The 24,588-nt window shown below is 34.8% G+C and carries 19 protein-coding genes; 9 read left to right on the forward strand and 10 right to left on the reverse strand.

The annotated features are described in order from the left end of the window. Positions 1–5 precede the first annotated feature (5 nt). Entirely contained in the window at positions 6–1,190 is a 1,185-nt protein-coding gene (locus AB8B52_RS07195) for a pyridoxal phosphate-dependent aminotransferase (RefSeq protein WP_406026643.1), read from the reverse strand. A 35-nt stretch (positions 1,191–1,225) separates the two neighbouring features. Then, positions 1,226–2,320: a fatty acid desaturase family protein gene (locus tag AB8B52_RS07200; RefSeq protein ID WP_406026645.1), complete on the reverse strand. Its 1,095-nt coding sequence runs from the start codon at positions 2,318–2,320 to the stop codon at positions 1,226–1,228. A 145-nt stretch (positions 2,321–2,465) separates the two neighbouring features. On the opposite strand from AB8B52_RS07200, the gene rsmG reads away from it, so the two are divergent. Both rsmG and AB8B52_RS07210 read left to right on the forward strand, forming a co-directional pair. After that, on the forward strand, positions 2,466–3,095 hold the full coding sequence (gene rsmG, locus AB8B52_RS07205; protein ID WP_406026647.1) for a 16S rRNA (guanine(527)-N(7))-methyltransferase RsmG: 630 nt from the start codon (positions 2,466–2,468) through the stop codon (positions 3,093–3,095). Positions 3,096–3,275: 180 nt separating this feature from the next. Continuing rightward, positions 3,276–5,846, forward strand: a complete 2,571-nt coding sequence (locus AB8B52_RS07210) for a toxin-antitoxin system YwqK family antitoxin (protein WP_406026649.1) — start codon at positions 3,276–3,278, stop codon at positions 5,844–5,846. An 83-nt stretch (positions 5,847–5,929) separates the two neighbouring features. Here AB8B52_RS07210 and AB8B52_RS07215 read toward each other — a convergent pair whose 3' ends face one another. The 4 genes from AB8B52_RS07215 to AB8B52_RS07230 all read right to left on the reverse strand — a co-directional run bounded on the left by AB8B52_RS07215 (position 5,930) and on the right by AB8B52_RS07230 (position 11,336). Further along, positions 5,930–7,855 (reverse strand): T9SS type A sorting domain-containing protein, encoded by a 1,926-nt coding sequence (locus tag AB8B52_RS07215; protein ID WP_406026651.1) that lies wholly within the window; start codon positions 7,853–7,855, stop codon positions 5,930–5,932. A gap of 376 nt (positions 7,856–8,231) precedes the next feature. Beyond that, on the reverse strand, positions 8,232–8,969 hold the full coding sequence (locus AB8B52_RS07220) for a T9SS type A sorting domain-containing protein (protein ID WP_406026653.1): 738 nt from the start codon (positions 8,967–8,969) through the stop codon (positions 8,232–8,234). Positions 8,970–9,048: 79 nt separating this feature from the next. Beyond that, positions 9,049–10,698 carry a DUF6029 family protein gene (locus tag AB8B52_RS07225; protein ID WP_406026655.1) on the reverse strand — a complete coding sequence of 550 codons (1,650 nt, stop codon included), beginning with the start codon at positions 10,696–10,698 and terminating at the stop codon, positions 9,049–9,051. A gap of 152 nt (positions 10,699–10,850) precedes the next feature. After that, complete coding sequence (locus AB8B52_RS07230) at positions 10,851–11,336, reverse strand: TlpA family protein disulfide reductase (protein WP_406026657.1); 486 nt, start codon at positions 11,334–11,336, stop codon at positions 10,851–10,853. Between the two features lie 101 nt (positions 11,337–11,437). Here AB8B52_RS07230 and AB8B52_RS07235 point away from each other — a divergent pair, with 101 nt between their 5' ends. Beyond that, positions 11,438–12,493, forward strand: coding sequence for an Omp28-related outer membrane protein (locus tag AB8B52_RS07235; RefSeq protein WP_406026659.1), 1,056 nt, complete (start codon positions 11,438–11,440; stop codon positions 12,491–12,493). A 97-nt stretch (positions 12,494–12,590) separates the two neighbouring features. Here AB8B52_RS07235 and AB8B52_RS07240 read toward each other — a convergent pair whose 3' ends face one another. From AB8B52_RS07240 to AB8B52_RS07255, 4 genes are all read right to left on the reverse strand, one after another. Next, positions 12,591–14,264, reverse strand: coding sequence for a T9SS type A sorting domain-containing protein (locus AB8B52_RS07240; RefSeq protein WP_406026661.1), 1,674 nt, complete (start codon positions 14,262–14,264; stop codon positions 12,591–12,593). Between the two features lie 139 nt (positions 14,265–14,403). Beyond that, positions 14,404–16,029, reverse strand: a complete 1,626-nt coding sequence (pruA, locus tag AB8B52_RS07245; RefSeq protein WP_406026663.1) for an L-glutamate gamma-semialdehyde dehydrogenase — start codon at positions 16,027–16,029, stop codon at positions 14,404–14,406. 201 nt (positions 16,030–16,230) lie between these two features. Then, complete coding sequence (gene apaG / locus AB8B52_RS07250) at positions 16,231–16,617, reverse strand: Co2+/Mg2+ efflux protein ApaG (protein WP_178987497.1); 387 nt, start codon at positions 16,615–16,617, stop codon at positions 16,231–16,233. A 311-nt stretch (positions 16,618–16,928) separates the two neighbouring features. Next, positions 16,929–18,182 (reverse strand): DUF5103 domain-containing protein, encoded by a 1,254-nt coding sequence (locus AB8B52_RS07255; RefSeq protein ID WP_406026665.1) that lies wholly within the window; start codon positions 18,180–18,182, stop codon positions 16,929–16,931. Positions 18,183–18,345: 163 nt separating this feature from the next. Between AB8B52_RS07255 and AB8B52_RS07260 the strand changes: the two genes are divergently transcribed. The 6 genes from AB8B52_RS07260 to nqrF all read left to right on the forward strand — a co-directional run bounded on the left by AB8B52_RS07260 (position 18,346) and on the right by nqrF (position 24,561). Continuing rightward, on the forward strand, positions 18,346–19,695 hold the full coding sequence (locus AB8B52_RS07260) for a Na(+)-translocating NADH-quinone reductase subunit A (RefSeq protein WP_406026667.1): 1,350 nt from the start codon (positions 18,346–18,348) through the stop codon (positions 19,693–19,695). Then, positions 19,695–20,966 carry an NADH:ubiquinone reductase (Na(+)-transporting) subunit B gene (locus tag AB8B52_RS07265; protein ID WP_406026668.1) on the forward strand — a complete coding sequence of 424 codons (1,272 nt, stop codon included), beginning with the start codon at positions 19,695–19,697 and terminating at the stop codon, positions 20,964–20,966. The genes AB8B52_RS07260 and AB8B52_RS07265 overlap by 1 nt, the downstream gene beginning before the upstream one ends. A 2-nt stretch (positions 20,967–20,968) precedes the next feature. Beyond that, positions 20,969–21,778, forward strand: a complete 810-nt coding sequence (locus AB8B52_RS07270; RefSeq protein ID WP_406026670.1) for a Na(+)-translocating NADH-quinone reductase subunit C — start codon at positions 20,969–20,971, stop codon at positions 21,776–21,778. A gap of 1 nt (position 21,779) precedes the next feature. Then, complete coding sequence (locus tag AB8B52_RS07275) at positions 21,780–22,424, forward strand: NADH:ubiquinone reductase (Na(+)-transporting) subunit D (RefSeq protein WP_406026672.1); 645 nt, start codon at positions 21,780–21,782, stop codon at positions 22,422–22,424. Between the two features lie 99 nt (positions 22,425–22,523). After that, entirely contained in the window at positions 22,524–23,240 is a 717-nt protein-coding gene (gene nqrE, locus AB8B52_RS07280) for an NADH:ubiquinone reductase (Na(+)-transporting) subunit E (RefSeq protein WP_406026674.1), read from the forward strand. A gap of 7 nt (positions 23,241–23,247) precedes the next feature. Then, entirely contained in the window at positions 23,248–24,561 is a 1,314-nt protein-coding gene (gene nqrF, locus AB8B52_RS07285; RefSeq protein ID WP_406026676.1) for an NADH:ubiquinone reductase (Na(+)-transporting) subunit F, read from the forward strand. The last annotated feature ends 27 nt before the right edge of the window (positions 24,562–24,588 follow it).

Raw genomic sequence — 24,588 nt, forward strand, 5'->3', positions numbered from 1 at the left:
GAATACTAACTCAAAGCCCCTTTTATGCGCCTTACCGCTTCTTTTATATCATCTTGCGACGCTGCATAAGAAATACGAATACAATCCGGATTACCAAAAGCTTCACCTGTAACAGTAGCTACCAAAGCTTCTTCTAATAAAAATAGTGAGAAATCTGATGCATTATGTATCGTTTTACCCTTGATTGTTTTTCCGAAGTAAGCCGACACATTTGGAAATACGTAAAACGCACCTTCTGGTTCATTCGTTTTAAAACCTTCTATCTCGCTGAGGAGATTCAAAATAAGTTTGCGTCTTTCTTTAAATTCATCCACCATGTAGGTAATACTTGATGGATCTGCTTCTAAAGCAGTAATTACAGCACGTTGTGCAATACAATTAGCTCCACTAGTAATTTGCCCTTGCATTTTATTACAAGCTCTAGCAATCCAATCTGGCGCGCCAATGTAACCAATTCTCCAGCCTGTCATGGCAAAAGCTTTAGAGACACCATTGACGGTTACTGTTCTATCGTACATATCTTCAAATTGCGCTATACTACAGTGGTCGCCTTTAAAGTTAATATGCTCGTAAATTTCATCTGAAATCACATAAATGTTGGGATGTTTTTGTAAAACATCAGCTAAAGCTCTCAATTCTTTTTCGCTGTAAACAGAACCACTTGGGTTACAAGGAGAACTGTACCAAATCATTTTCGTTTTTGGTGTAATGGCCCCTTCAAGTTGCGCTGCGGTCATTTTAAAATCGTTTTCTATAGAGGTTTCAACTTCCACAGGAACTCCGTCGCTTAACTTTACAATATCACTATAACTCACCCAATACGGACAAGGTAAAATAACTTCATCACCTGCGTTAAGCATTACAGCAGCGATATTAGCTAAAGACTGTTTTGCGCCTGTAGACACAACAATTTGTGGTAACGTGTAGTGGAGGTTATTGTCGCGTTTAAATTTCTGAATGATCGCTTGTTTCAATTCTACATAACCATCTACTGGAGTGTAGCTATTGTAATTTTGATTAATAGCTTCTATAGCAGCATCTTTAATGAAATCTGGAGTATTAAAGTCGGGTTCTCCCAAGCTTAATCCAATAATATCTTTTCCTTCTGCTCGTAATTCTCTCGCTTTTGCCGCCATGGCAAGTGTAGCTGATGTCGATAGATTATTAATTCTATCCGAAAGTTGGTTCATTGTAAATAGTTAGTTATTGAAATCTCTGTATGTGATTAAGCCATGCTTGGTTTTTTGCCAAGTTCCTTGAGTTGCTGGTAATGCTCACCAATAGCTGTCCACATGGTTTTGTATTCGTTGTAAGGTAAACTAAATTCATGCGCAGTTTCTCTTACTATTTTTGCGATGTGCTTGTAGTGCACATGACTAATATGAGAAAATAAATGGTGTTCAACCTGCCTGTTTAAGCCACCTGTGTAAAATTCTACAATCCAACTTTTTGGAGAAAAATTAGAGGTTGTAAATAATTGGTGAATGGCCCATGTATTTTTCATAGTACCGTTTTCATCAGGTAGTGGCATATCCGTATTTGGCATAACGTGTGCTAATTGAAAAACGACACTTAAAATCATGCCTGCTGTATAATGCATAATAAAAAAGCCAAGTAAAACTTGCCACCACGCATAGCCCAAAACTAACGGTAATACGACCCAAATAGAATAGTACAATATTTTACCTATAATTAATTTCGTCCATTGTGTTACAGGATTTGGAAAATCTCCATAAGACAATTTTCTTTTAAGATATTGATAAGTTTGTTTAAAATCTGTTGTTATCGCCCAGTTTACAGTTAATAAACCATAAAGTAAAAAAGCATAATACTTTTGGTATTGATGAATTTTTAACCATTTAGAGTGCTTGGAGAAGCGAATAATACGGCCAGCATCAATATCTTCATCATGGCCTTGTATGTTTGTGTAGGTATGGTGTAATACATTGTGCTGCACTTTCCAATTGTAATCGTTGCCAGCCAAAATATGAATACTACTTCCCATCAGCTTATTTACCCATGATTTACTCGAAAAAGAACCATGGTTAGCATCGTGCATCACATTCATACCAACTCCTGCCATGCCAACACCAATCACCACCATAGATATTACCCGCAACCAAGCTGGCAAATCAACAGTTAATAATAAGATTAATGGACCAAGTAGTAAGGTAAACATCACAATGGCTTTTATATAAAGCTTCCAGTTACCAGTTTTTTTAAGATTATTTTCTTTAAAATAGTTGTTAACACGTTTGTTAAGGGTTCTAAAGAATTTCGCAGAGTCTGTGCGTGAGAAAGATACGGTTTGTTCTGACATGTATGCTAATAGTTTATGTTATAACGTAAAGAATGAATAATTCTATATAACGAAGCAAAGATAGTTAATAATTAAAAAGCAACCATTTCGATGAACGTTAAATTATACAGATTAAAATTAAGTATTTTTGTTGAAATTATCAAAAATGAACCTTATTCTTAAGTATTTTCCCAATTTAACAGAGCTGCAAATCCAACAATTTGAAGCTTTAGAAGCCTTGTATAAGGATTGGAATGGTAAGATAAATGTCATTTCTCGTAAAGACATCGATGAGCTCTATCTGAAGCATGTTCTACATTCTTTAGGGATTGCTAAAGTTATCAACTTCACACCTGGAACGTCTATTTTAGATGTAGGCACAGGCGGTGGGTTTCCTGGTGTCCCTTTGGCTATTATGTTTCCAGAGTGTCAATTTCACTTGGTGGACAGTATAAATAAAAAGTTAAAAGTTATTAATGCGGTTTGTGAGGCTACAGAACTTAACAATATAAAAACAACACATAGCCGTGTAGAAGCTATAAACGGCACTTTCGATTTTATTGTGAGTCGCGCAGTCACTACTATGCCAGAGTTTACTTCTTGGGTAAAAGGGAAAACAGCAAAAACGCAGAAGAATGACCTGAAAAACGGTATTCTATATTTAAAAGGGGGTGATTTAACTGAAGAATTGAAACCTTATACATCCGTCAAGGCCTTTTTATTATCCGATTATTTTGAAGAACCATTTTTTGAGACTAAAAAAGTAATTCACTTACCTCTAAAATTTAAACCTTAATTAGTTTTATATCTTTTTTTAGTGCTTTTCCGTATAACCAAAAACACTGAAAACAGGGTGATTTTTAGTTTTCATTTGTTTGAAATTTACATTCGGAAAAAGATGTGATTCTGATAGTATAACAACGCTTTAAAAAGCATCTTTTAATTTTAATAATTATAATTTAAAACAGTATTCATTATGATTTTATCTGAAAAATATTCAAACAAAAAATACGTTCTATTATTTGCGGCTTGTATTTTGTTTGTTCTAAATCTTCAAGGACAACAAGACACCATATATTATAATAGTGATTGGAAAGAAACTATAAAAGACAGTGCAGCGTTTTTTCGTCCACCAGTAAAACAGGAAGGTAATTTGTACCGAATTGAAGATTATTATGCTTCTGGTCAATTACAAATGACGGGCTTGTCTCATACTAACGATAAGCCTAATTGGGAAGGTCTTGTAAGTTGGTACTTGGAAGATGGCAAGTTATTGCAGCAAGGAGAATATAAAAACAATAGACTCGATGGAAAGTTTTTGACGTTTCTAAACAAAAAGAAACTGATTGCTATTTATAAAGATGGCTTTTTTGTGGATGGTGCTCAAAATAGAAATCAAAGACGAAATAACTACTATACCGAAATTAAAAACGACACGATTGTAGATATTATTTATGATAAGGATTTAGAAGGTATTCGGTATGAAAATTATAGAAAAGTAAGTGGAGGTCGCTTTTTATCAAAATATTATGGAGAAAACGGCGAGCTCATTGGTGAGTTAAAAACTTTAGATAATGGCTATACAAAAGGTGAAGAGGTTTTTTATTATTACGAGCCTATGCGTGTAATGCAAATAAAGTACTATCCTTTTGAGCGTCTTTTAGGTGAAACAGTTTACTATTCAAATGGGCAATTAAGAACTAAATTTGAACTGGAACCCGAATTGAAAAAGACATTTTATACAAAGAATGGTGAGGAACTAGGAAGTGTAACTTATGTTATAAATAATGAGTATTTAAAGCCTGTAAATGGCACCGAATATCTTTTTTCTTATAGTTACAAACCTGATGAGAGAAATTTAATTAGATCTGTAAAAACTTACCAAGATGGTCAATTACAAAAAGATGAGTTACGTCATAGTGATGGAAGCTTAAAGACTATAACGCATTACAGTGATAATAAAAAGGAACTTCAAATAAGTTATGATGAAAATGGACAAGAATTTGCACGTATGGTCTATAAAGACTACTATCCATTTACAGGTACTGAAATTATAGGAGATAAAATGGCCATCTACAAAGAAGGCGAACTTGTAAAAGAAACGGCTTATTATCCTAAGACAAAATTGGTATTCAGTGAGAAGACCCAAGAATCTGAAACGTATTTTGATAAAGAAGGCCAAATTTTAGGAACCTTAGAAATAGATTATCAAAATAAATATGCCAAGCCTATAGCTGGTCAGCGCTTTTATGTTGGTTATGACTCAGATATTGCAAGCATAGATACTTATGAGAATGGTTATGTTAAACAACGTACCGTATTTAGAGTGAAAAATATGAGCGAAACGGAAAATGTTGAGTTTAAGCGTACCGAATATTTTGAAGATAACAGTTATACGAGAGCGCGAGAGGTAACTTATTACAGCAATGGCTCTAAACAAAGTGATATTGAATATAAAGGTTACGATAAAAAGTCTGGTAAATTCTATAATGATAAAGAGGAACTTATGGGTAGCTATGACTATCTTAAAAAAGAAGGAACGCTCTATGAATTCTTTAGTGAATCTAATATCATTCGTCTTATGCAACAGGAGATGAATGGAAATATGACAAAACTCAAACGTTTCGATTATGGCACTTATCAGAGATATGGCGATGTAAATGCTATTTTAGTTGAAGAAATCGATATCGCGTGTTGTTCAAAATACTATAAAAAAAATGGTGATGTTTTCGCAGAAGCTACTTATAAAGATGGAAAACCCTGGGAAGGAAGTGTTTATGATGGTATAACTAGAATGCTATTTACGATTAAAGACGGAAAGCGAGAAGGTGTTTATAGAAAATTCGATTATAATCAAGAAACCATCCTAGAAGAAGGGCAATATGTCAACGATAAAAAAGAAGGTATTGTTAAAAAACATAAATATAACGGTGTATTAGAGTCTACCGAAACTTATAAAAATGATAAATTAAACGGAAAAACGGCATATTACGATAAGGAAGGAAAACAAATAGCCACTTTAATCTATAAAGATAACCTGCCTTACGATGGTATTAAGACCATTTCAGCGGGTTACAACAAAAAGCCAACGCAAGAAACCTATAAGGATGGTAACATTATAGAACGTGTAGCATATGATGATAATGGCAAACGCGTGTCTCAATACAAAGATGGTAAAGAAACACAAACTATAGCCTATCATAAAGATTCGGATAAAAAACGATTAACCTATACGTTAGGTACCTACTATATTAATGGTGAAGTGATTCGTTATGACGAAAATGGAATAGAACAGCACAAAGCCTTATTTAAAAATAATAAGTTAGAGTCTGGTATTGTCTATATTACAAGTCGCGATACTTATGACAAGCGTGTGTCTTACATCATTTTGAATAAGCAAAAAAATAAGATGTCTATAACGATGATGGGAGCTGAAGATAATGTGGTGTTCTTCGCAGAAGAAAATTTAGAACAAGGGTTTGCTGTAAAATACATAAATAAGTTAAATGTTTATATGGACAACATCACGCCTGAATCGTTATATTAAGTAAAGTCAATATCTACGAAATAAAAAACCGTCTCAATAAAATATTGAGACGGTTTTGTTATAAATTAAATAGTCTTAATTCACTACTCTTTAATAAATTTAATTGTGTTTCCGTTATTAAATTTAAAGAAATAAACACCATTAGTTAATGCCGTAATATCAATGTTTTGATTATTCGTAATAACTCCTTGGCTTACTTTAGATCCTAAAACATTGTAAATTGAATAAGTTTCAGATGTTTTTAATCCAGAAACTTGAATAAAATCTGAGGAAGGATTAGGATGCAATGTAACCGCATTTGATATCGATACATCTTCTAATGATAATGTTGTGTTCATGCTAATATTATCAATGAACAAATTATTACCATAACCAGAAGTTGCTTTAAAGCGTATAACTACGTCATCCAAATCGTCATAAGCAGATAAGTCAATAGAATTACTAACCCATCCAGTAGCACCAGAAGGAAAGTATTGAGTCTGTGATGCAGTTAAAGTAGCTAATGTACTACCAGCTTCATTAAAAACACCTGTCCAAGTAACTCCACAATCTGTAGATACTAAGATTTCTAATCTGTCATTTTCATTGACATACTGACGGTAAGCGTGGTCAAAAGTAAGTGTAGAACTTGTACCTAAATCAGCTTTCTGAAAAATTAAATTCATTTCACCACTTTGGATAGCCCAAAATTGAAATATGATACTACGGTTAGAAGCACCAAAACCACCAACAGCCCCTAAATTGTTTGCTGGTCCATCTACTATGGTACACTGAAGTGGTGTAATGGAATCGTCTACATCAAAAATAGCCGTGTCAATATCGCGAGTAATAGCAGCACCTGCCGGAAAAAAAGCACTTTCAAAATCTTCCACAAATGGCGCTTCCATACTAGTGGTATTTAACTTTTGAATAGTAAGACTTGGTATTGTTACCTCTGCAGGACTTATCCAACTTTGACTACCATTTACCGATACAATTTCAGTTGAAACTACATTTGACCCAGAACCTAGTGTTGCCAAAGGGAAAGTTATCGTTGTAGATTGTCCATTACTTAAACTTCCTGTAAATGTTTGTTGCACAGGTGCGTCATTATTGATTTGGTATTCAGCTACAACCTCTGTTACTGTAGAATTAGCGTCGTTATTTGTAAATGTAATACCTGGTGTGATGTCATAATCACAATAGCCACTACCTGCCGTAGATGTAGAAACTGCATTAACGGATAACGCCCCAGGAATTACATCTGAAGCCTGCGTTTTTGCTGCTTGGTGCATCACTCTTGTGGCATTGTTTTGGATATATATGGCAAAACTCACTTCTCTTTTATCTCTCACATACGAAGGTATATCTGTAAGGGTAAAGCTAAAACTAGTTGTAGTATTGGCAGGTATAGCGGCTAAGTTAGCACCTGTAGTAGCATTTTCAGCACCAGTATTAGCATCGTACATTTGACGCATTACATATTCAAAACTTGTTTCTCCATTAGATCCTGGCGCACTTGGATAGACGACTTCTTTTTCAACCATAGTTACATAGATTTTATCTGCACTAGATATTGCTGTTCCTGTAACGTTTTCTACATCGATATTAACAGTAACTTCACTCGGATTTGCCCAAGATTGAGTTGCTGTGATGCTGTATGGTGTTGTTTGAGCAGCTGCAGCAGCAAGTGTTGCGCTGGTTACTACGGTATTAGGTGAATTTGTTGCACCACCATTTAAACTAGTGTCTGGTACACCTGTAATGCTATAATAAGCTCTTCGAGCTTCAGGACCAGCAGGAAACACAGCATTCATAGGGTCAACACCTGGCCAAGAGGTTTGGTGAGAAATACGTACATAGTTTGCTTCACCAAAAGTATTAAGTGTGTTTTGTAATATTGGGTTTTGAGAAGCACATGGACCACAAGAGGCTTGAGTAAAGTGCTCAATCATTGGTGTTTTTTGAACCTGAGCTTGTAAGGAGGTAATTACTGCAAAGATTAAGAGGGTAAGTAATTTTTTCATCATAAAAATGGATTTTACTAAAAAAAGATTAGTTTTTTATAGGATTAATTATGTGTTAAATATATAAAAAAAAACACAAAATATAACTATCGTAATTAATGGTGTTGTTAAATTGGATTCTATAAATTGAGTTGGAGGACTAATTTCAAGTAAAGTCAGCGTTATTGACCGTTTTACATGTTTCGGAATTTGATTTTTATGGCCGAAATGAGTCTGCAGTTAAATGGAGGAATAATAGAATTTGGATTGGCTTAAAGTATTTATTCTTTAAAATTTAAAAGAAGTAATTTTAAAACATCAGAATCCGTAAAATTTAGGACATAAAAAAGAGACTATCTAAATCAGACAGTCTCTTTTCTTCATAAATAAAATGCAATGTTTATTTCTTTATAATTTTCTTTACCGTTTCTAAACCAAGCTCGTTTTTAAAACTAACAAAATAGATTTGAGACGTTAAATCCGAAATATTTACAACATGATTACCAGATATGAGGTTTATTTCCTTGATTTTCTTTCCTGTAATATCATAAAATATCGCAGAGATGTTTTCGTCAGCGGAAATATTAATTTCATTTTCAACTACAGTAGGAAATACTTCTAAATTTGAAATTTCAGCATCTTCTATACTTAGCGTTGGTTGATAATTGTAGGTCATACTAATCGGAGTTCCTATTTCATTGTCTGCAGTTCCTGTGTCGAAAGCTTGAAACCTAAATGTCCAGCTCATTGCTGTTTGTATACCAGCGGGATATAAATTCCAGAAACTATTTCCAAATACGTTAGTAGTGCCAGGCGCTATCAGAACTGCTGAACTAGGATATCCTTCATCTAACACGATGCTGTTTAAGCATACTTCAGCAAAACAAAGTTGAAAACTTGAACCATCATTATTAACAAGCTCATCTACAAAAATTTTCACATAAATGTCATTCGCAGATGTGTTTGTCACTCCAAATTTGAATGCACATGGCTCACTATAGTCACAACTTGCAGTAGAAAACGTATAACTCTGACCATCAGGAACTACCGAATTGTTTCTTTGATAAATAACGTCAAATTGTGCTTGGCAGAAAAAAGAACTTAAGATTAAGCCTATTAAAAGTAATTTTTTAGTCATAAGAATGAAAATATTAGATTGAGATTATAGCGTAAAATAAATTTATATAAAAATACACATTTTTTTAAAAGAAAAAAAATTAAAAAGCAACGGTTAGGTTAGCGCTTAGTCCCGTATTTTCAGGTACAAACCTACAAACACCTCCAATACAAATTAAACCACCACGTTGTCTGCCGTAGTTAATCGCAAATCGCGTATTGCCTTTAGTGTAGCTTCCTCCAACACTGTAGTAATGAATTTGGCCAACCCCTTCGTAATTCCAATTATCGGCTGCGTAAATGGCCAAGCTTGTAGAAAAGTTGTATTCTACAACAGCAGCAGCCCAATTTTTACGGTCGTCTTCACTCCATAAATGTTGTATCACAAAACGCGCAGCTTTACCGTCGTTAAATCGTTTTGTGGCTTCAATAACACCAATATTGGCAAGAATTGAGGTTTCACCTAAAGGACCACCTTCAACAATACCTTTGTCTATAAGTACATTTTGATAGGTGAATACCGTACTCCAATCTTTCGAAATACGTTTTTTAACTTCCAAATTGGCATCTCTAAAAAGTTGGCGGCCTTGACCAATAAATTTAGCTTTATACCAACGGTTTTCAAGATTATATTCAGCATCCAATCCGCCCCAATAAGAAAAATTAGTGGCTAATTTTGTTCCGTATTTTCCACCAAGTAATGACCCTTTTTTAAAGGAATAAAACAAATCGAATTGGGTCCCAACTTCACCAGCACGCTGATCAAAAGATTCTATAACTAATCGTGGTTGTGGATTGTAAACATAAATGTTGGTTAACAAGTAATCTTGTTGTTTGGTAAGTCCTGGGACAAAATTTATAACTTGTTGGTTAAACACATTGCCTTCTGCTAAACGGTCCGAGAAAAAACTATAATTTTCTAGTCGTCTAAAAGTAGCATTTATTCCTAGGCCTTTTTGAGCGTAGCCAGCGTTCACTTGCAGAGCTGTGCCATCGTACAGTTTGTTAGAAGCAATGACTCCTTCATTAGCAATAACGTCTGGGTCTTTTATAATAGCTTCTACACCAGCATAAAAATTAGCAACGACAACATCTAATCGACCTCCATAAGCTCCAACATTGCTTGGTATCGCTTCAACACCATTAGTGTCTTGGTTTCTACCTACATAACTTAGACCCATTTGTATATCTACCGTTTCAATATCTAAGGCTCCACTTAAACTTAAATCTGCATCAATGGCTTGGATGACTCCTTCAGATTCAATAAAGCCTACACGTTGTCTTCCAAAAACGCCTTTGATTGTTAAATCTTCTGTGGCATTAAATTTTACGTTTAACCCTTTTATCGCATTATTAAGTCCGAGTTGACGGTCTTCCCAAGATCGTAAAATTAATCCACTACCAAATTGTTCATAAAAATAACCACCTGTAACGTCTAAATTGTCATCTTTATAATTCACATAATACGTAGCAACTCCATTTTGGTTATCAAAAATAGGATCATAACCTAAAAGTGCAGATGGGAGATAAGATTCAAACTGCATTCCAGCGGTAAATTTACCTAAGTTATAATTTAACAACAGATAGTTATTAGCTCTAAACTGATCTTCTGGTGCTAAAAAATTAATACCTTCATCGGTTTGGTACCATTGCGAGTTAGATTCTAATCCTCCGTAAAAGTAGCCAGTTTCTTGAGCATTTATAACATATAGATTTAAGAATAGCGTAGCTAGAAGAACTGATTTTTTCATGATACTGTGGTTGTTAGCGCAATGGGTTGAGGGTTGGTTTTTAAATTAGAAATCGATTGTTATCCGTTTTTCTATTAGTTTTTGTAAAACGCATAATTTGATAATTCTAAAATAGGTATAGGAAGTGAAATTTATTGATGTTTCTAAATCTTTTATTTAGATAATTCTTGTATCTTTTTGTATAATTCTAATTCAGCTCCAGGACTGTAACCAGAATGTTCGTAAACAATTTTATTGTCTTTTACCAAAATAGTAAGTGGAATACTAGAAGCACTCAAAGCACGTTTTAAATCGCTGTTGGTATCTAAAAGTATCGTATAGTCCCAATCTTTGCCATTGACCATAGATTTTACACGCTTAACGGTTCTGCTATCATCTACAGAAATAGCCAATAATTTTACATCTGTTTCTTCTTGCCATTCATCGTATAGATCGTTAATTGCGTCTAGCTCTTTGAGGCAAGGTACGCACCATGTAGCCCAAAGTGATATAATGGTTACACCATCCTTGTTAGTCATATCTTCCAATTCCACACCTTTACCATCAATAGTCGTTAAATTGACATTAGGAAGGTCGTTTTGAGCAAAAGATGTTAGGCTAAATACGCCTAGGCACAAAATTAAAATGAGGTTTTTCATAATTAAATTTTAAAATTTGTTTCACAATATTAGTTAAATTATTTTCAAATGTATCGATGTTGTAAAAATTAATTAAATTAGCAAAAAACAATACAATGACTATGATTTCAAAAAACCTGCCAAAGCTATGCTTACTAGTTATTATTTTAGTAAATTTTGCTTGTAGCGAGACAGAAGAGAATGTACCATTAACAACTCCTGCTTCCGAAATTGATACCGATAAGCTCGTAAGAAAAGCATCTCTAGTCAATCAAGAGATACCCTTTAGAGTTTTAAGTGAAGGCGGTGAGGATCTTACTGATATTACAACATTCTTTGTGAATGGTGCTGCTATTGATGGGGCTACGTTTTCTTCGGATACCATTGGCGAATTTGAAGTATATGGCGTATATACACAAAATGGTATTGAAGTGACCACTAGTACAGCGTCGTTTCGTGTTATAATTCCGAAGCAAAAAATTGTAGTTGAAGATTATACAGGAACCTGGTGTGGTTTTTGCCCAAGAGTTTCGGCAGCCTTATATTCTCTTAAGGATGAAACCGATTTTATTACGGTTGTAGCCATACATGAAACAGCGAACAGTTTTCCTGATCCTATGCATTTTGATCAAGTTCAATTATTAAAAGATGCCTTTGATGTCCAAGGTTTTCCTGCCGCTAGAATCAATAGAAATATCAATTGGCCAAATCCGCATCCAAATGGTGCTATTACCAGTATTGCTGGTTTAGATACCAATTTAGCTTTAGCTATTAATTCTGAATTAATAGGCAATGAATTAAAAGTTCAGGTGAATGTGGTCTATGAAGAAGGTTCTGTAGAGGGTGATAAATTGGTAGTTTATTTGCTTGAAGATGGTATTCTTAGCGATCAAGTAAATTATTATAATCAAGATACCACAAGTCCTTATTTTAATACTGGAAATCCTATTCCAGATTTTGAACATAATGAAACGTTAAGAAATTCACTGTCTACAGTGCTAGGCGACGCTATTCCGTCAACACCTGCTTTAACGGAGTATGTTGCGTCATTTACGATGACCGTGCCTTCAAATTATGTTATAGATAATCTTAATATTGCAGCAATGGTCGTGGATGCTGATAATACAGCAAAAAATTCGCAACATGCAGCTGTTAATGAGGACAAACCTTATGAATAACATATGCGAGTACTAAGAGATAAAAAAACCTGAACATTTTAGAGATTGTTCAGGTTTTTTTATGCCTAATTTATTTATGCAGTAAGAACAGAAGTATTTATTTATTCACAACAAACTTCGTTGTAAACCTAGCATTATTTTCACCGTGTAAATTCAATATATAGAACCCACTGTCTAAATTTAAAGGGATTGTAGTTCTGTTACCTAAAGTTATGCGAGATTTAAAAACCGTTTTTCCTGTTAAATCAATAATGCTAATATCAGTATTACTATTGCTGTTAGATAGCACGACCAACTCATCTCTTATTGGATTTTTTTCAAGTTGAAAAGCGAATCTGTTTTCATCTGAGAGGCTCAACGGCGGATTCAATATTTCATCTAAAGCAAAGTTGACATTGCCTTGAGTTAGCTGCACATGAGGTTCGTTTTCTGTCGGTAAGTAGCTGTTTGCAAATGGTGACGTTGACAAATCGATAGTACTGTGCCAGTCAATCTCATCATTTGTAAATTCTAGAGCCAACGCACTTATGGAAGGGATAAAATTGAATTTATCAATAGTAAGTGCATTTACAAAATCAGCACCGACACCTCCTGCAGCACCAATACCATTGGTAAGTCCGCCTAAATCAAATAGGCCTCCAGAAGCGGCATCTATGCCATCTGAGTAAGCATATGCTTCACTTTGTGCTTCTGAACCATCGAGTTCCGCACCAAATAATTGAATAGAAATACTACTCACGGTATTTGTAATTCCGGCAGCAGGAGTAAAGTTAACATCAATAATAATGTTAGACGTGAATATACCAACTGGTACACTGAGCGTTGTGCTTATTACAGAATAATCATTGGTTACTGTTGGTCCGGAATTTCCCATAGCAAAATAGGAATTGTTAACACCACTGCCATTAATTATTGCAACATTCCTCACGGTTTCAGGAAAGCCGGAGGCTGTAAACGAATTTATATTAGTGTTAAATATGGTTCTAAAGGGATGCGCAATTGGTAATGTTAAAGCTGGGTTATACGTAACTAAGTCTTCACCAGATAAATGTGCTTCTAAATGGTCTGTTAATAACTGTCTGGCTGCTGGTGATTTTAACAAGCCATTTATTAACGGTTGTACCTCTGCAACAGGATTTGTGTCGTTAAAGGCTAAAAAGTTTAACTGATGCTGAAGACCTATAGGTACATTAGCTCCATGGTGCGGTGAATCAAATGATATGTAAAGGCGTGTATCTGCATCTAAAGAATTTCCTTCCATATAATTTAATGCATAGCGCGAAATGATACCACCCATACTCGGACCAATAATAACATTTGGCTCTCCGTTGTTCCCAGCTTTATCTGTATTAATAAGATTGATTAACTCAACTAAAACCATAGCATTACGTTCCATAAAATCAGCTCCTCCATCTATTGTTTCATTATCGGCAGTTCTAAGATAAGTTGGGAAATTTAGAATCACCACATCAAAACCTTCAGCTCTTACCAAATCAGCTAAATTTTCGGTTCCCGACGTTCCTGTAAAGTCTAAAGAATTGTACAATGCAGTTATATCTCGTGTGTCTCCTGGGTCAAAACCATCGACAACGATAATAGGTTTATCTAAAATATTATCACTGCTAAGAAAAATTTCATATTCACCCTCTCCTGAATGATTTTCGGATGCACCATATGCGCTTAAATCTGGCACAATAGACGAGGTAATGCTGTTTTGAGCATTAAGAAGAAGCGTTGTAGACAGTAAAATGAAAGTGTAATAGGTTTTCATGTTATTTTGGTTTTTGATGTCTAAAGATACAAAGTTTACGATGTTCTTCAATTTTAGTCATATGGCTGAACTTCAACAAAAAAAATCCTTAAAAGTAAATGACTCTTAAGGATTTTAGTTTTTAAACTAAGGCTAAAACTTATCCTAAAAAAGGATATCTGTAATCTGTAGGAGTTACAAAAGTCTCTTTAATTAGTCTTGGAGATACCCAACGTAACAAGTTTTGCGCACTACCAGCTTTGTCATTGGTTCCAGAACCTCTAGCTCCACCAAAAGGTTGTTGCCCTACAACAGCACCAGTTGGTTTGTCGTTAATATAGAAGTTTCCAGCACAATTTTGTAGTGCTTTTGTTGCTTCTTCAACAGCATATCTGTCTTTAGAAATAATAGCTCCAGTGAGGGCGTAATCACTTGTTTCATCAACCAATTTTAAAGTTTCTGAAAACGCATCGTCTTCATACACATAAATGGTCATTACTGGGCCAAACAGCTCAGTAGCCATTGTGGTGTATTTTGGGTTGGTTGTTACGATAACCGTAGGCTCAATAAAGTAACCTTTAGATTTATCATAGTTACCACCTGCAATAATTTCGGCATCACTATCGGCTTTTGCGCCATCAATATATGTGGCTAATTTATCAAACGACCCTTCGTGTATTACTGCCGTAATAAAATTACTCATATCTTCAGGAGATCCCATTTTAAAAGATTTGATGTCTTCGATGAGATAATTTTTTACGTCTGTCCAGATGCCTTTAGGAATATAGGCTCTAGAAGCAGCGCTACATTTTTGACCTTGAAACTCAAAAGCACCACGAGCAATCGCTGTAGCAACTTGCTTTGCGTCGGCTGTTTTATGTGCGACGATAAAATCTTTCCCACCTGTTTCTCCTACAATTTTTGGATAGGTTTTGTAATTATGAATATTGTTACCTATTTGTTTCCATAATTCTTTAAAGATATGTGTTGAACCCGTAAAATGTAAACCAGAAAAATCAGGACTAGCTAAAACCGTATCTGTAATCATTTCAGGATCACCAAAAACAACATTAATAACGCCAGCTGGTACACCTGCTTCTTCAAAGACATCCATAATTACTTTTGCAGAAAACACTTGGCTATCACTTGGCTTCCAAACTACTACATTACCCATTAGAGCCATACAAGCTGGTAAATTTCCAGCAATAGCGGTAAAGTTAAAAGGAGTGACTGCATAGGTAAATCCTTCAAGAGGTCTGTATTCTACTCGGTTCCATGCATCACTTGTACTTTCTGGTTGTTCCATGTAAATGTCCGTCATAAACTGAACATTGAATCTTAAAAAATCGATAAACTCACATGACGCATCAATTTCAGCTTGATGTATGGTTTTAGATTGTGCAATCATCGTGGCTGCATTAATCTTAGCTCTATACGGACCAGCTATTAATTCTGCAGCTTTTAAGAAAATACCTGCACGTTGTTCCCATGGCATTTGTGACCATGCTTTGCGTGCTTGTAATGAAGTAGAAATGGCATCTTCTACGTGTTTTTTTTCAGCAAGATGATATTCACCAACAATATGCTGATGATCGTGTGGAGGAGACATACTTCTGGTATTTCCCGTTTTAACGTATTCACCATTTATGTATAAAGGGACTTCAACCTTAGAGTTAAACATTGATTTGTAAGCTTCGGCAACAGCTTTGCGTTCTGCTGAACCAGGTGCGTAAGACATAACAGGTTCGTTAACTGCTACAGGTACATTAAAGAATCCTTTTCCCATAATATATTTAATTTTTTAGTTTGAATTTTTAAAATGCAAAGGTATGATATTTATAGCAAATTAGTTGATTGAAAGCTTGCAGTGTCTGAAACTTATCAATGGTATATTGACTTAAAGATTATTGCATTCTTACAACAGTTGTTTTTTTTACAAAACAATATTTAAGATGAATAGATGAAGTAAGCCTAGGATAAATACAACTTAATTTAATGCAAAAGGAGCACTCAGTTTAAAAGAAGGAATATAAACTTTAAATTTATTGGCTTTTGTAAAGTTAACCATATTGTAGTGGCCTTGCATCGCACCAAACGGCGAGGTTAAAAGACAACCTGAATTATACGTGTGAGATTCTCCTGGTTTTAAAACAGGTTTTTTACCAATAACACCTTCACCTTCAATGATTTCTTCATTATTTAAAGCGTCAAGGATTTTCCAATGTCTAGAATTTAACTGTACAGAATCCTTACTTTGGTTTTCAATAGTTACTTTATAACCGAATGCAAAATGCACTTTATAATTTTTATAAAATGTGCCTTCAAAATTGGTTTCGACGGAGATTTTAATACCGCTTGTAACTTGTTGTACCATTTAAATGAGATTTGTTATATGCTAAAATAGCATAATTTTTCAATCAAGTGCTATAATTCGGTTAAGTGGTTACAATTTTTAACAAAATAATCAAATTTACAGGTTTCTAGTAGTTACATCAATCAAAAGAACCTGTTTTAGTTTGCTAGATATGTTTTGTAAACATAATGATTTTAAAAAGTTGTTGTGTATAAGAAAACATACTAAAACGTCTTAGCGGATGAAATACGGCATTAAACGGTGAGATTGGAACCTAAAAGAAACTATGCTAATAGGTGATTAGTTTTTAGAATAATTAAAGTATTACAGGGTTAGTTAGAAATATTTACAGAGGTAGTTTCTCCAAAACCGATCAAACGATCATAACGCGCACCAAGATCTCTGTAATAAACTAGGACTTTATAGTTGTTTTCGGTTTCCCAAAAGTTGCCACTAATAGCACCTTCGTCTAATTCGCCTGTTTCTTTATCTACCGCGACGTATTTGTAATTGTAAAATCCTTGTTTTAATTCCAGAAGGCATTCGTATTTTTTACTTTCTGAATTATATAACATTTGTGTTAACGGTTCAATTGTAAAGGCATTAAAATTTCCATAGATATGAATGTCTTTGTCTTTGAGTTCTTCGTGCAATAGCGAAAAATGAACCATAACATAATCAGCCTCCACATCGACATCAGGACGATCTATAACGGTCACCAAAAAGTTTCCATTAATATCAGGATTAAACGTATATGGTCTATTTTTTCGAGAAATATTAGTAAACAAATAATTATGATAAATATCTTTTAATTCAATAAATTGTACACCAATATTTGCAGCTCTAACATCTTTGTTTTCAAAAAACAAATATTCATTGCCTCCCCAAAATGCAGATTCGGTATCGTATCTGTAAATCAATTCATTTCCTAAAGTATATTGTGGTTTTAAATCTGAAATTGCCGTGTTTAGGTTATTATTCTGAATTATCACGGTTTTTATCGTTTCTAACGGATTGTTAAGATTCATTCCACTTGTAGAAATTACCAAATCTACAGATTGTTTTTCGGCAATGACTTTTACATCTCTAGAACGCTTCACACTTGCTCCAACACTAGCTAGACTTTCATAAATCATAAACTTTCTACTAAACATCAATTCATCATAGTCATCATAAATAGAAATCATGTAATTTCCTGTTTTAAGAAGACCTCTAGTTTGCATGTTAGGTATTGTTAAATCATAGTGCGAATAGATTTCGTAAGTATTAAAAGAGTTTTCATAGGTCATGATCCTTTGATTGTCTAAGCCTTTAAGGTATTCCGCTTTTACTAGGGGAGATGGAGTCCAATCGAAATTAAAATGTTCAATAACGTAGTAAAAGTCTTCTTCATTACCGTTTAAAGCATCAAATTCTAAAACCAATGGTTCACCAAGTTTTAGCACAGGTAATTGCCCTTGAGTTGTATTACTTTTAAAGGTGATGGTTTTTATAAATCCAGGCGGATTCACTTCTGTAGCGACTTGTGAAAATAAAACGGTTGAAAATATAAAAGAGAATAAAAGACTTAAAATTGATTGTTTCATTGTTGATTTTGTACGTGTCGTAAAGATAACCAAAATCCGTGCCGTTTTCACATATGAATTATTTATAATCACTATAAATAAAAAAGATGTTTTATTATGAAAATTATTTACGCATTAATTCGTAAATTTGCACGGATTTTTAGATAACTAATCTTTAAGAAATATGTCAAAAGACATTAGAATAAAAAAGGGTTTGGATATTAAGTTGGTCGGTGAAGCCGAGAAAGCTACAGAAAATGCTATTGTAAGTAATTTCTATTCCATAAGACCTGAAGATTTCCATAGTATTATTCCTAAATTAGTAGCAAAAGAAGGCACTCGCGTAAAAGCGGGAGAGACTTTGTTCTACAATAAGGATAACGAAGCTATGAAGTTTGTTTCACCAGTTTCAGGTGAAATTACTGAAGTAGAGCGTGGACCAAGACGTCGAATAGATGGTATTAAAATTACAGCAGATAAAGAGCAATCTTATGTTGACCATGGCACGTTTGATTTGACGTCGGACGCAGAAAAAATTAAAGCACATTTATTAGCTTCGGGTTGCTGGGCATTTATTAAGCAACGTCCTTACGACGTTGTTGCAAAGGCTGATAGAACTCCAAAGGCTATTTTTATATCTGGTTATGCCAGCGCGCCATTGGCAGCAGACTTGGATTATACCTTAGCAGGTAAGGAGGCTGAATTGCAAGCTGCTGTAACGGCATTATCAAAATTGACTGATGGTGGTGTTCATATTTCAGTTGGTACTTCTAATTCGCCACTCGCAAATTTAGAACACACTACAACACATAAGGTGTCTGGACCGCATCCATCAGGTAATGTGGGTACGTTAATCAATAAAGTGAACCCTATCAATAAAGGCGAAGTGGTTTGGACGGTTAATGCACAGGATCTCGTGATTATGGGTGAATTATTATTAACAGGAAAGTTTAATGCTGAGCGTGTTGTTGCATTTGCAGGATCATCTGTTAAAAAACCGAGATACTTTAAGACTAAAATCGGTTCTGAAGTCTCAACTATGATTTACGATAATGGTGTTGAGCAAAACGGAAACGATCGTATTATCTCTGGAAATGTATTGTCTGGAAAGCAAGTGGCTCCAGATGGTAATTTAGATTATTACAGCAATGTCATTACCGTCATACCAGAAGGTGACGATTATGAGTTTTTTGGATGGAATAAGCCTGTTTTTGATAAAGTTTCAACATCAAGAGCCTTGACATTTTCATGGTTGACACCTAAGAAAAAGTTTGCCTTAAATACAAATACAAACGGTGAACATCGTGCTTTTGTGCTTACAGGAAACTATGAACAAGTATTTCCACTCGATATTTTTCCGCTTCAAATATTGAAAGCATGTATGTATCAAGATTTGGATGAAATGGAAGCCTTAGGAATGTATGAGGTGGCTCCAGAAGATTTTGCTTTAACAGAATTTGTATGTGTCTCTAAACAGCCACATCAAAAAATTATAAGAGAAGGTTTAGACTTAATGTTAAAAGAAATAGGATAATGGGTTTAAAAAGTAGTTTACACAATTTTAAGGAAAAAAACAAAGATAAAAAGTGGTTGCCAGGTTTTAATGCCCTTTTTACATTTTTGTACATGCCAAATGAGACCACGCATAATGGAACTCATATAAAGGCAGCGGATGATTTAAAGCGTACTATGAATACGGTAATTATCGCTTTAGTCCCTTGTCTGCTTTTCGGAATATTTAATGCAGGTTATCAGCATTACTTAGCTCAAGGTTTAATAGAATCTGCTAACGGATTTTTAGGAGCGTCGTTTTGGACCTTAGATAACTTTATCATTGGCGCATGGACGGTTTTACCGCTTGTCGCTGTGTCGTATGGAGTTGGTTTAGCAGTAGAATTTGTTTTCGCCATCATTAAAGGACACGAAGTAGAAGAAGGTTATTTAGTAACAGGGATGTTAGTACCATTAATTGTACCCGTTGATATTCCATTATGGATGTTGTCTGTAGCGGTTATTTTTGGTGTTGTTATCGGTAAAGAAGTTTTTGGTGGAACAGGAATGAATATTCTTAATCCAGCATTAACCATTCGTGCGTTCTTATTCTTTGCTTACCCGACTTGGATGTCTGGTGATAAAGTTTGGGTGCATGGAGCTACTGAAATGGCAGGTACACCAGATGCTATTTCTGGAGAAACAATACTTGGCTATTATGCAAAAGCAGGTCAAGATTTAACTATTGCAGGAGCCAATGGTGCCTCTGATGTTGTTACTACATATGGCGCAAGAGTAGCAGATTTATATTCGCTATCAGATATGTTTTGGGGAATTATTCCAGGATCCGTTGGTGAAACCTCTAAATTTTTAATCATAATTGGCGCCTTGTTCTTGATATTTACCAAAATAGGAAGTTGGAGAATTATAGCGTCAACTTTAGTAGGTGCTTTAGCCATGGGATTAATTTTTAATGGTGTCGTGGAAGCCGGATGGATATCTGATTCAAGTAAATTCTACGGATTAATGAGTGTACCATTTTGGCAGCATTTAATTATTGGTAGTATATTATTTGGTGCGGTTTACATGGCAACAGATCCAGTTACAGCATCGCAAACCAATAAAGGGAAATGGATTTATGGATTCTTAATCGGATTTATTTCTATCATGATTCGTGTCTTTAATCCAGCCTATCCAGAAGGTGTATTCTTAGCAATATTATTGATGAACGTTTTCGCACCAACCATAGATCACTATGTGATTCAAGGTAATGTGAAACGTAGAATGAAACGTTTAAAAGTTAAAACAGCATAATTATGGCAATTAACACAGATAAAAACTCGTACACAATACTCTTTGCAGTAGCTATGGTATTGGTTGTAGGTTCTTTATTGGCATTTACAGCGTCTTCTTTGAAGCCTCAAATTAAAGAAAACGAGCGTATGGAGAAGCAACAGAACATTCTGTATGCTTTAGGAATAAATGAAAACGAAGGTGCAGGTGATATTGCCTTTGTATCTACAAAAGAAGTTGCCGATAAGTTTTCTGCTAATGTTTCTGAACAATTAGTTCTAGAATCAAAGGATGGGGAAATTATTAGAAAAATGACGCGTCAAGAATTCATGGACTCTAAAGAAGAGGGTATGGGTATTGAGCCTTATTTAATTGATGTAAAAAAACAACAAACGAGAGCGAAAGAAGGCAAGTCAAGATTTTTACCATTATTTCTTGGTAAGCAAGACGATAAAACAGTTTATATAGCACCAATAAGAGGTAAAGGACTTTGGGATGCCATTTGGGGTTTTGTAGCTTTAGATGAAAATATGGTGGTGAAAGGCACATTTTTTGATCATGCTGGTGAAACACCTGGTTTAGGTTCTAATATCAAACAACGTTATTTCATGGATGATTTTTACGGTGAACGTTTATTAACTGAAGCTGGTGTCTTTAAAGGTATCAAAGTGGCTAAAGGAAATAATGATCCTAAGAATGAGCGAAAAGAAGATCATGCGGTTGATGCTTTAGCAGGCGCAACAATTACAGGTGATGGTATTTCTACAATGATTAAAAAAGATTTGAAATTATACATGCCATTTTTTCAGAATATAAACACAAACTTAAATTAGTATGGGACTTCTATCAAAAAAAGACGCTAAGTTAATTACAGACCCGTTAGCGGATAATAACCCAATAACCATTCAGGTTTTAGGTATCTGTTCGGCTTTAGCAATTACTGCAGATTTAAAAGCATCTCTAGTAATGAGTGTGGCTGTATTATTTGTAATGGGAGTTGGAAACGTCGTGGTGTCATTATTACGAAACTTAATACCATCAAAAATTAGAATTATTGTACAATTGATTGTTGTAGCATCGCTTGTTATTGTGGTAGATCAAGTATTAAAGGCTTATGCGTTTGAATTAAGTAAAACACTTTCGGTATTTATCGGATTAATTATAACCAACTGTATCATCATGGGACGTTTTGAAGCTTTCGCTTTAGCTAACGGTCCGTACAGATCATTTTTAGATGGTATTGGTAACGCCATGGGTTATGCTGTAATTTTGATTATTGTTGGTGTATTTAGAGAGTTATTAGGTGCTGGTACATTAATGGGAATTCCTGTTTTAGGTGATCCTATTGAAAAAACAGGATTATTTTCTACAGGCTACGAAAACAATGGTTTTATGTTAATGCCACCAATGGCCTTAATTATTGTAGGTTTAATCATTTGGGTGCAACGTAGCAGAAATAAAGATTTAATAGAGGATTAATTTCTGATATTGTTCTGATCGCGTTTTAGTAATTCTTTTCATAAAAACAAAAAATAATAAGATCCTGAAACAAGTTCAGGATGAAAAAAAATAAAAACAATGGAGCATTTAGAATTAGCATTCAAAGCCATCTTTATCGATAACATGGTATTTGCCGTTTTCTTAGGTATGTGTTCGTACTTAGCCGTATCTAAAAAGGTAGCCACAGCCGTTGGTCTCGGAGCAGCCGTAATTTTTGTACTGGCCATTACAGTACCTTTAAACTGGTTATTAGATCAGTATTTATTACAACCAGGCGCATTATCTTGGTTAGGTTCTGAGTATGCCGATTACGATTTAGGTTTCTTATCATTTATTATGTTCATTGCAACGATTGCAACCATGGTACAATTGGTAGAAATTATAGTTGAGAAGTTTTCACCATCATTATACAATTCTTTAGGTATTTTTCTACCGTTAATTGCTGTGAACTGTGCCATCTTAGGTGGTTCATTATTTATGCAATCTCGTGAGATTGAAACTTTAGGTTTAGCTCTTAATTATGGTATATCTTCTGGTATTGGATGGTTTTTAGCAATTTTAGCCATAGCAGCTATTCGTGAAAAAATTAGATATAGTAATGTGCCTGCACCTTTAAGAGGTTTAGGAATTACATTTATTATTACTGGTTTAATGGGAATTGGATTCTTAAGCTTTGGTGGCATGTTAACAGGTGGTGACGAAGAAGAGAAGCCTGCAACGGAACCAACAGTACAAATTGAACAAGTTGAAACTGAAAAAGAAGCTAAGAAATTAGCAGATAACACTAAAAAATAGCGTAAATATGATTTTAGCAGCTGGAACAACAGGAACAGTAATAGCAACAGTCGCAGCGTTTTTATTAATAACGTTGGTGCTGGTAAGTTTGTTATTATTTGTAAAACAAAAATTATCGCCATCAGGACCTGTAAAGATTACCATTAACGGTGAACGTGAAATAGAAGTCGCTTCTGGTAGTACATTATTGGCTACATTAGGTGGTAATAAAATATTTTTACCTTCTGCTTGTGGTGGAGGTGGAACTTGCATACAATGTGAGTGTCACGTTTTATCTGGTGGAGGCGAAGCTTTACCAACAGAGACTCCACACTTTTCAAGAAAAGAATTGGCTCATGGAGCACGTTTATCTTGTCAGGTAAAAGTGAAGCAGGATATGGAAATTACTATTCCTGAAGAAGTATTTGGAATTAAGAAATGGGAAGCCACTGTAGTTTCAAACTATAATGTTGCAACCTTTATTAAGGAATTTGTAGTAGAGATTCCTGAGGATATGAATTATAAAGCAGGTGGGTATATTCAAATTGAAATTCCTGAATGTGAAATAAAATATGCGGATATGGACGTGTCTGCGCATCCAACGGATCATCCTGGTGAACCAGATAAATTTAAAGCCGATTGGGATAAGTTCAGTCTTTGGCCTTTAATAATGAAGAATACTGAAACGATTGAAAGAGCGTATTCAATGGCCTCATATCCTGCTGAAGGACGTGAGATTATGCTTAACGTGCGTATAGCTACGCCTCCGTTTGATCGCGCCAAAGGTGGCTGGATGGACGTCAATCCTGGTATTGCATCATCTTACATATTTAATCAAAAAGTAGGTGATAAAGTAACTATTTCTGGTCCTTATGGTGAATTCTTTATTAACGAGTCTGAAAGTGAAATGTTATACGTCGGTGGTGGTGCTGGTATGGCGCCAATGCGTTCACATTTATACGAATTATTTAGAACCTTAAAGACGGGTCGTAAAGTAACTTATTGGTATGGAGGACGTTCTAAAGCTGAATTATTCTACATCCATTATTTTAGAGATTTAGAAAAAGATTTTCCAAACTTTAAGTTTTATTTAGCGCTTTCTGAGCCATTAGAAAGTGACAACTGGAAAGTTAAAAAAGATATTAATGACGAAGAAGGAGATGGTTTTGTTGGGTTTATTCACAACTGTGTTATCGATAATTACTTAAGTCATCATGAAGCACCAGAGGATATAGAATTATACTTTTGCGGACCACCATTAATGAACCAAGCGGTTCAGAAAATGGGTGAGGATTTCGGAATTCCAGATGAGCATATTCGTTTTGATGATTTCGGTGGCTAACAGTTCTGCGAAAGCAGGAATCTTTTA

It is taken from the genome of Winogradskyella sp. (assembly GCF_045105575.1).
Lineage (GTDB): Bacteria > Bacteroidota > Bacteroidia > Flavobacteriales > Flavobacteriaceae > Winogradskyella.

Excerpts from the sequence above, each read along its gene's own strand:
- AB8B52_RS07195 (WP_406026643.1), bottom strand. The coding sequence starts at position 1,190 with ATGAACCAACTTTCGGATAGAATTAATAATCTATCGACATCAGCTACA.
- AB8B52_RS07200 (WP_406026645.1), bottom strand. The coding sequence starts at position 2,320 with ATGTCAGAACAAACCGTATCTTTCTCACGCACAGACTCTGCGAAATTC.
- rsmG (WP_406026647.1), top strand. The coding sequence starts at position 2,466 with ATGAACCTTATTCTTAAGTATTTTCCCAATTTAACAGAGCTGCAAATC.
- AB8B52_RS07210 (WP_406026649.1), top strand. The coding sequence starts at position 3,276 with ATGATTTTATCTGAAAAATATTCAAACAAAAAATACGTTCTATTATTT.
- AB8B52_RS07215 (WP_406026651.1), bottom strand. The coding sequence starts at position 7,855 with ATGATGAAAAAATTACTTACCCTCTTAATCTTTGCAGTAATTACCTCC.
- AB8B52_RS07220 (WP_406026653.1), bottom strand. The coding sequence starts at position 8,969 with ATGACTAAAAAATTACTTTTAATAGGCTTAATCTTAAGTTCTTTTTTC.
- AB8B52_RS07225 (WP_406026655.1), bottom strand. The coding sequence starts at position 10,698 with ATGAAAAAATCAGTTCTTCTAGCTACGCTATTCTTAAATCTATATGTT.
- AB8B52_RS07230 (WP_406026657.1), bottom strand. The coding sequence starts at position 11,336 with ATGAAAAACCTCATTTTAATTTTGTGCCTAGGCGTATTTAGCCTAACA.
- AB8B52_RS07235 (WP_406026659.1), top strand. The coding sequence starts at position 11,438 with ATGATTTCAAAAAACCTGCCAAAGCTATGCTTACTAGTTATTATTTTA.
- AB8B52_RS07240 (WP_406026661.1), bottom strand. The coding sequence starts at position 14,264 with ATGAAAACCTATTACACTTTCATTTTACTGTCTACAACGCTTCTTCTT.
- pruA (WP_406026663.1), bottom strand. The coding sequence starts at position 16,029 with ATGGGAAAAGGATTCTTTAATGTACCTGTAGCAGTTAACGAACCTGTT.
- apaG (WP_178987497.1), bottom strand. The coding sequence starts at position 16,617 with ATGGTACAACAAGTTACAAGCGGTATTAAAATCTCCGTCGAAACCAAT.
- AB8B52_RS07255 (WP_406026665.1), bottom strand. The coding sequence starts at position 18,182 with ATGAAACAATCAATTTTAAGTCTTTTATTCTCTTTTATATTTTCAACC.
- AB8B52_RS07260 (WP_406026667.1), top strand. The coding sequence starts at position 18,346 with ATGTCAAAAGACATTAGAATAAAAAAGGGTTTGGATATTAAGTTGGTC.
- AB8B52_RS07265 (WP_406026668.1), top strand. The coding sequence starts at position 19,695 with ATGGGTTTAAAAAGTAGTTTACACAATTTTAAGGAAAAAAACAAAGAT.
- AB8B52_RS07270 (WP_406026670.1), top strand. The coding sequence starts at position 20,969 with ATGGCAATTAACACAGATAAAAACTCGTACACAATACTCTTTGCAGTA.
- AB8B52_RS07275 (WP_406026672.1), top strand. The coding sequence starts at position 21,780 with ATGGGACTTCTATCAAAAAAAGACGCTAAGTTAATTACAGACCCGTTA.
- nqrE (WP_406026674.1), top strand. The coding sequence starts at position 22,524 with ATGGAGCATTTAGAATTAGCATTCAAAGCCATCTTTATCGATAACATG.
- nqrF (WP_406026676.1), top strand. The coding sequence starts at position 23,248 with ATGATTTTAGCAGCTGGAACAACAGGAACAGTAATAGCAACAGTCGCA.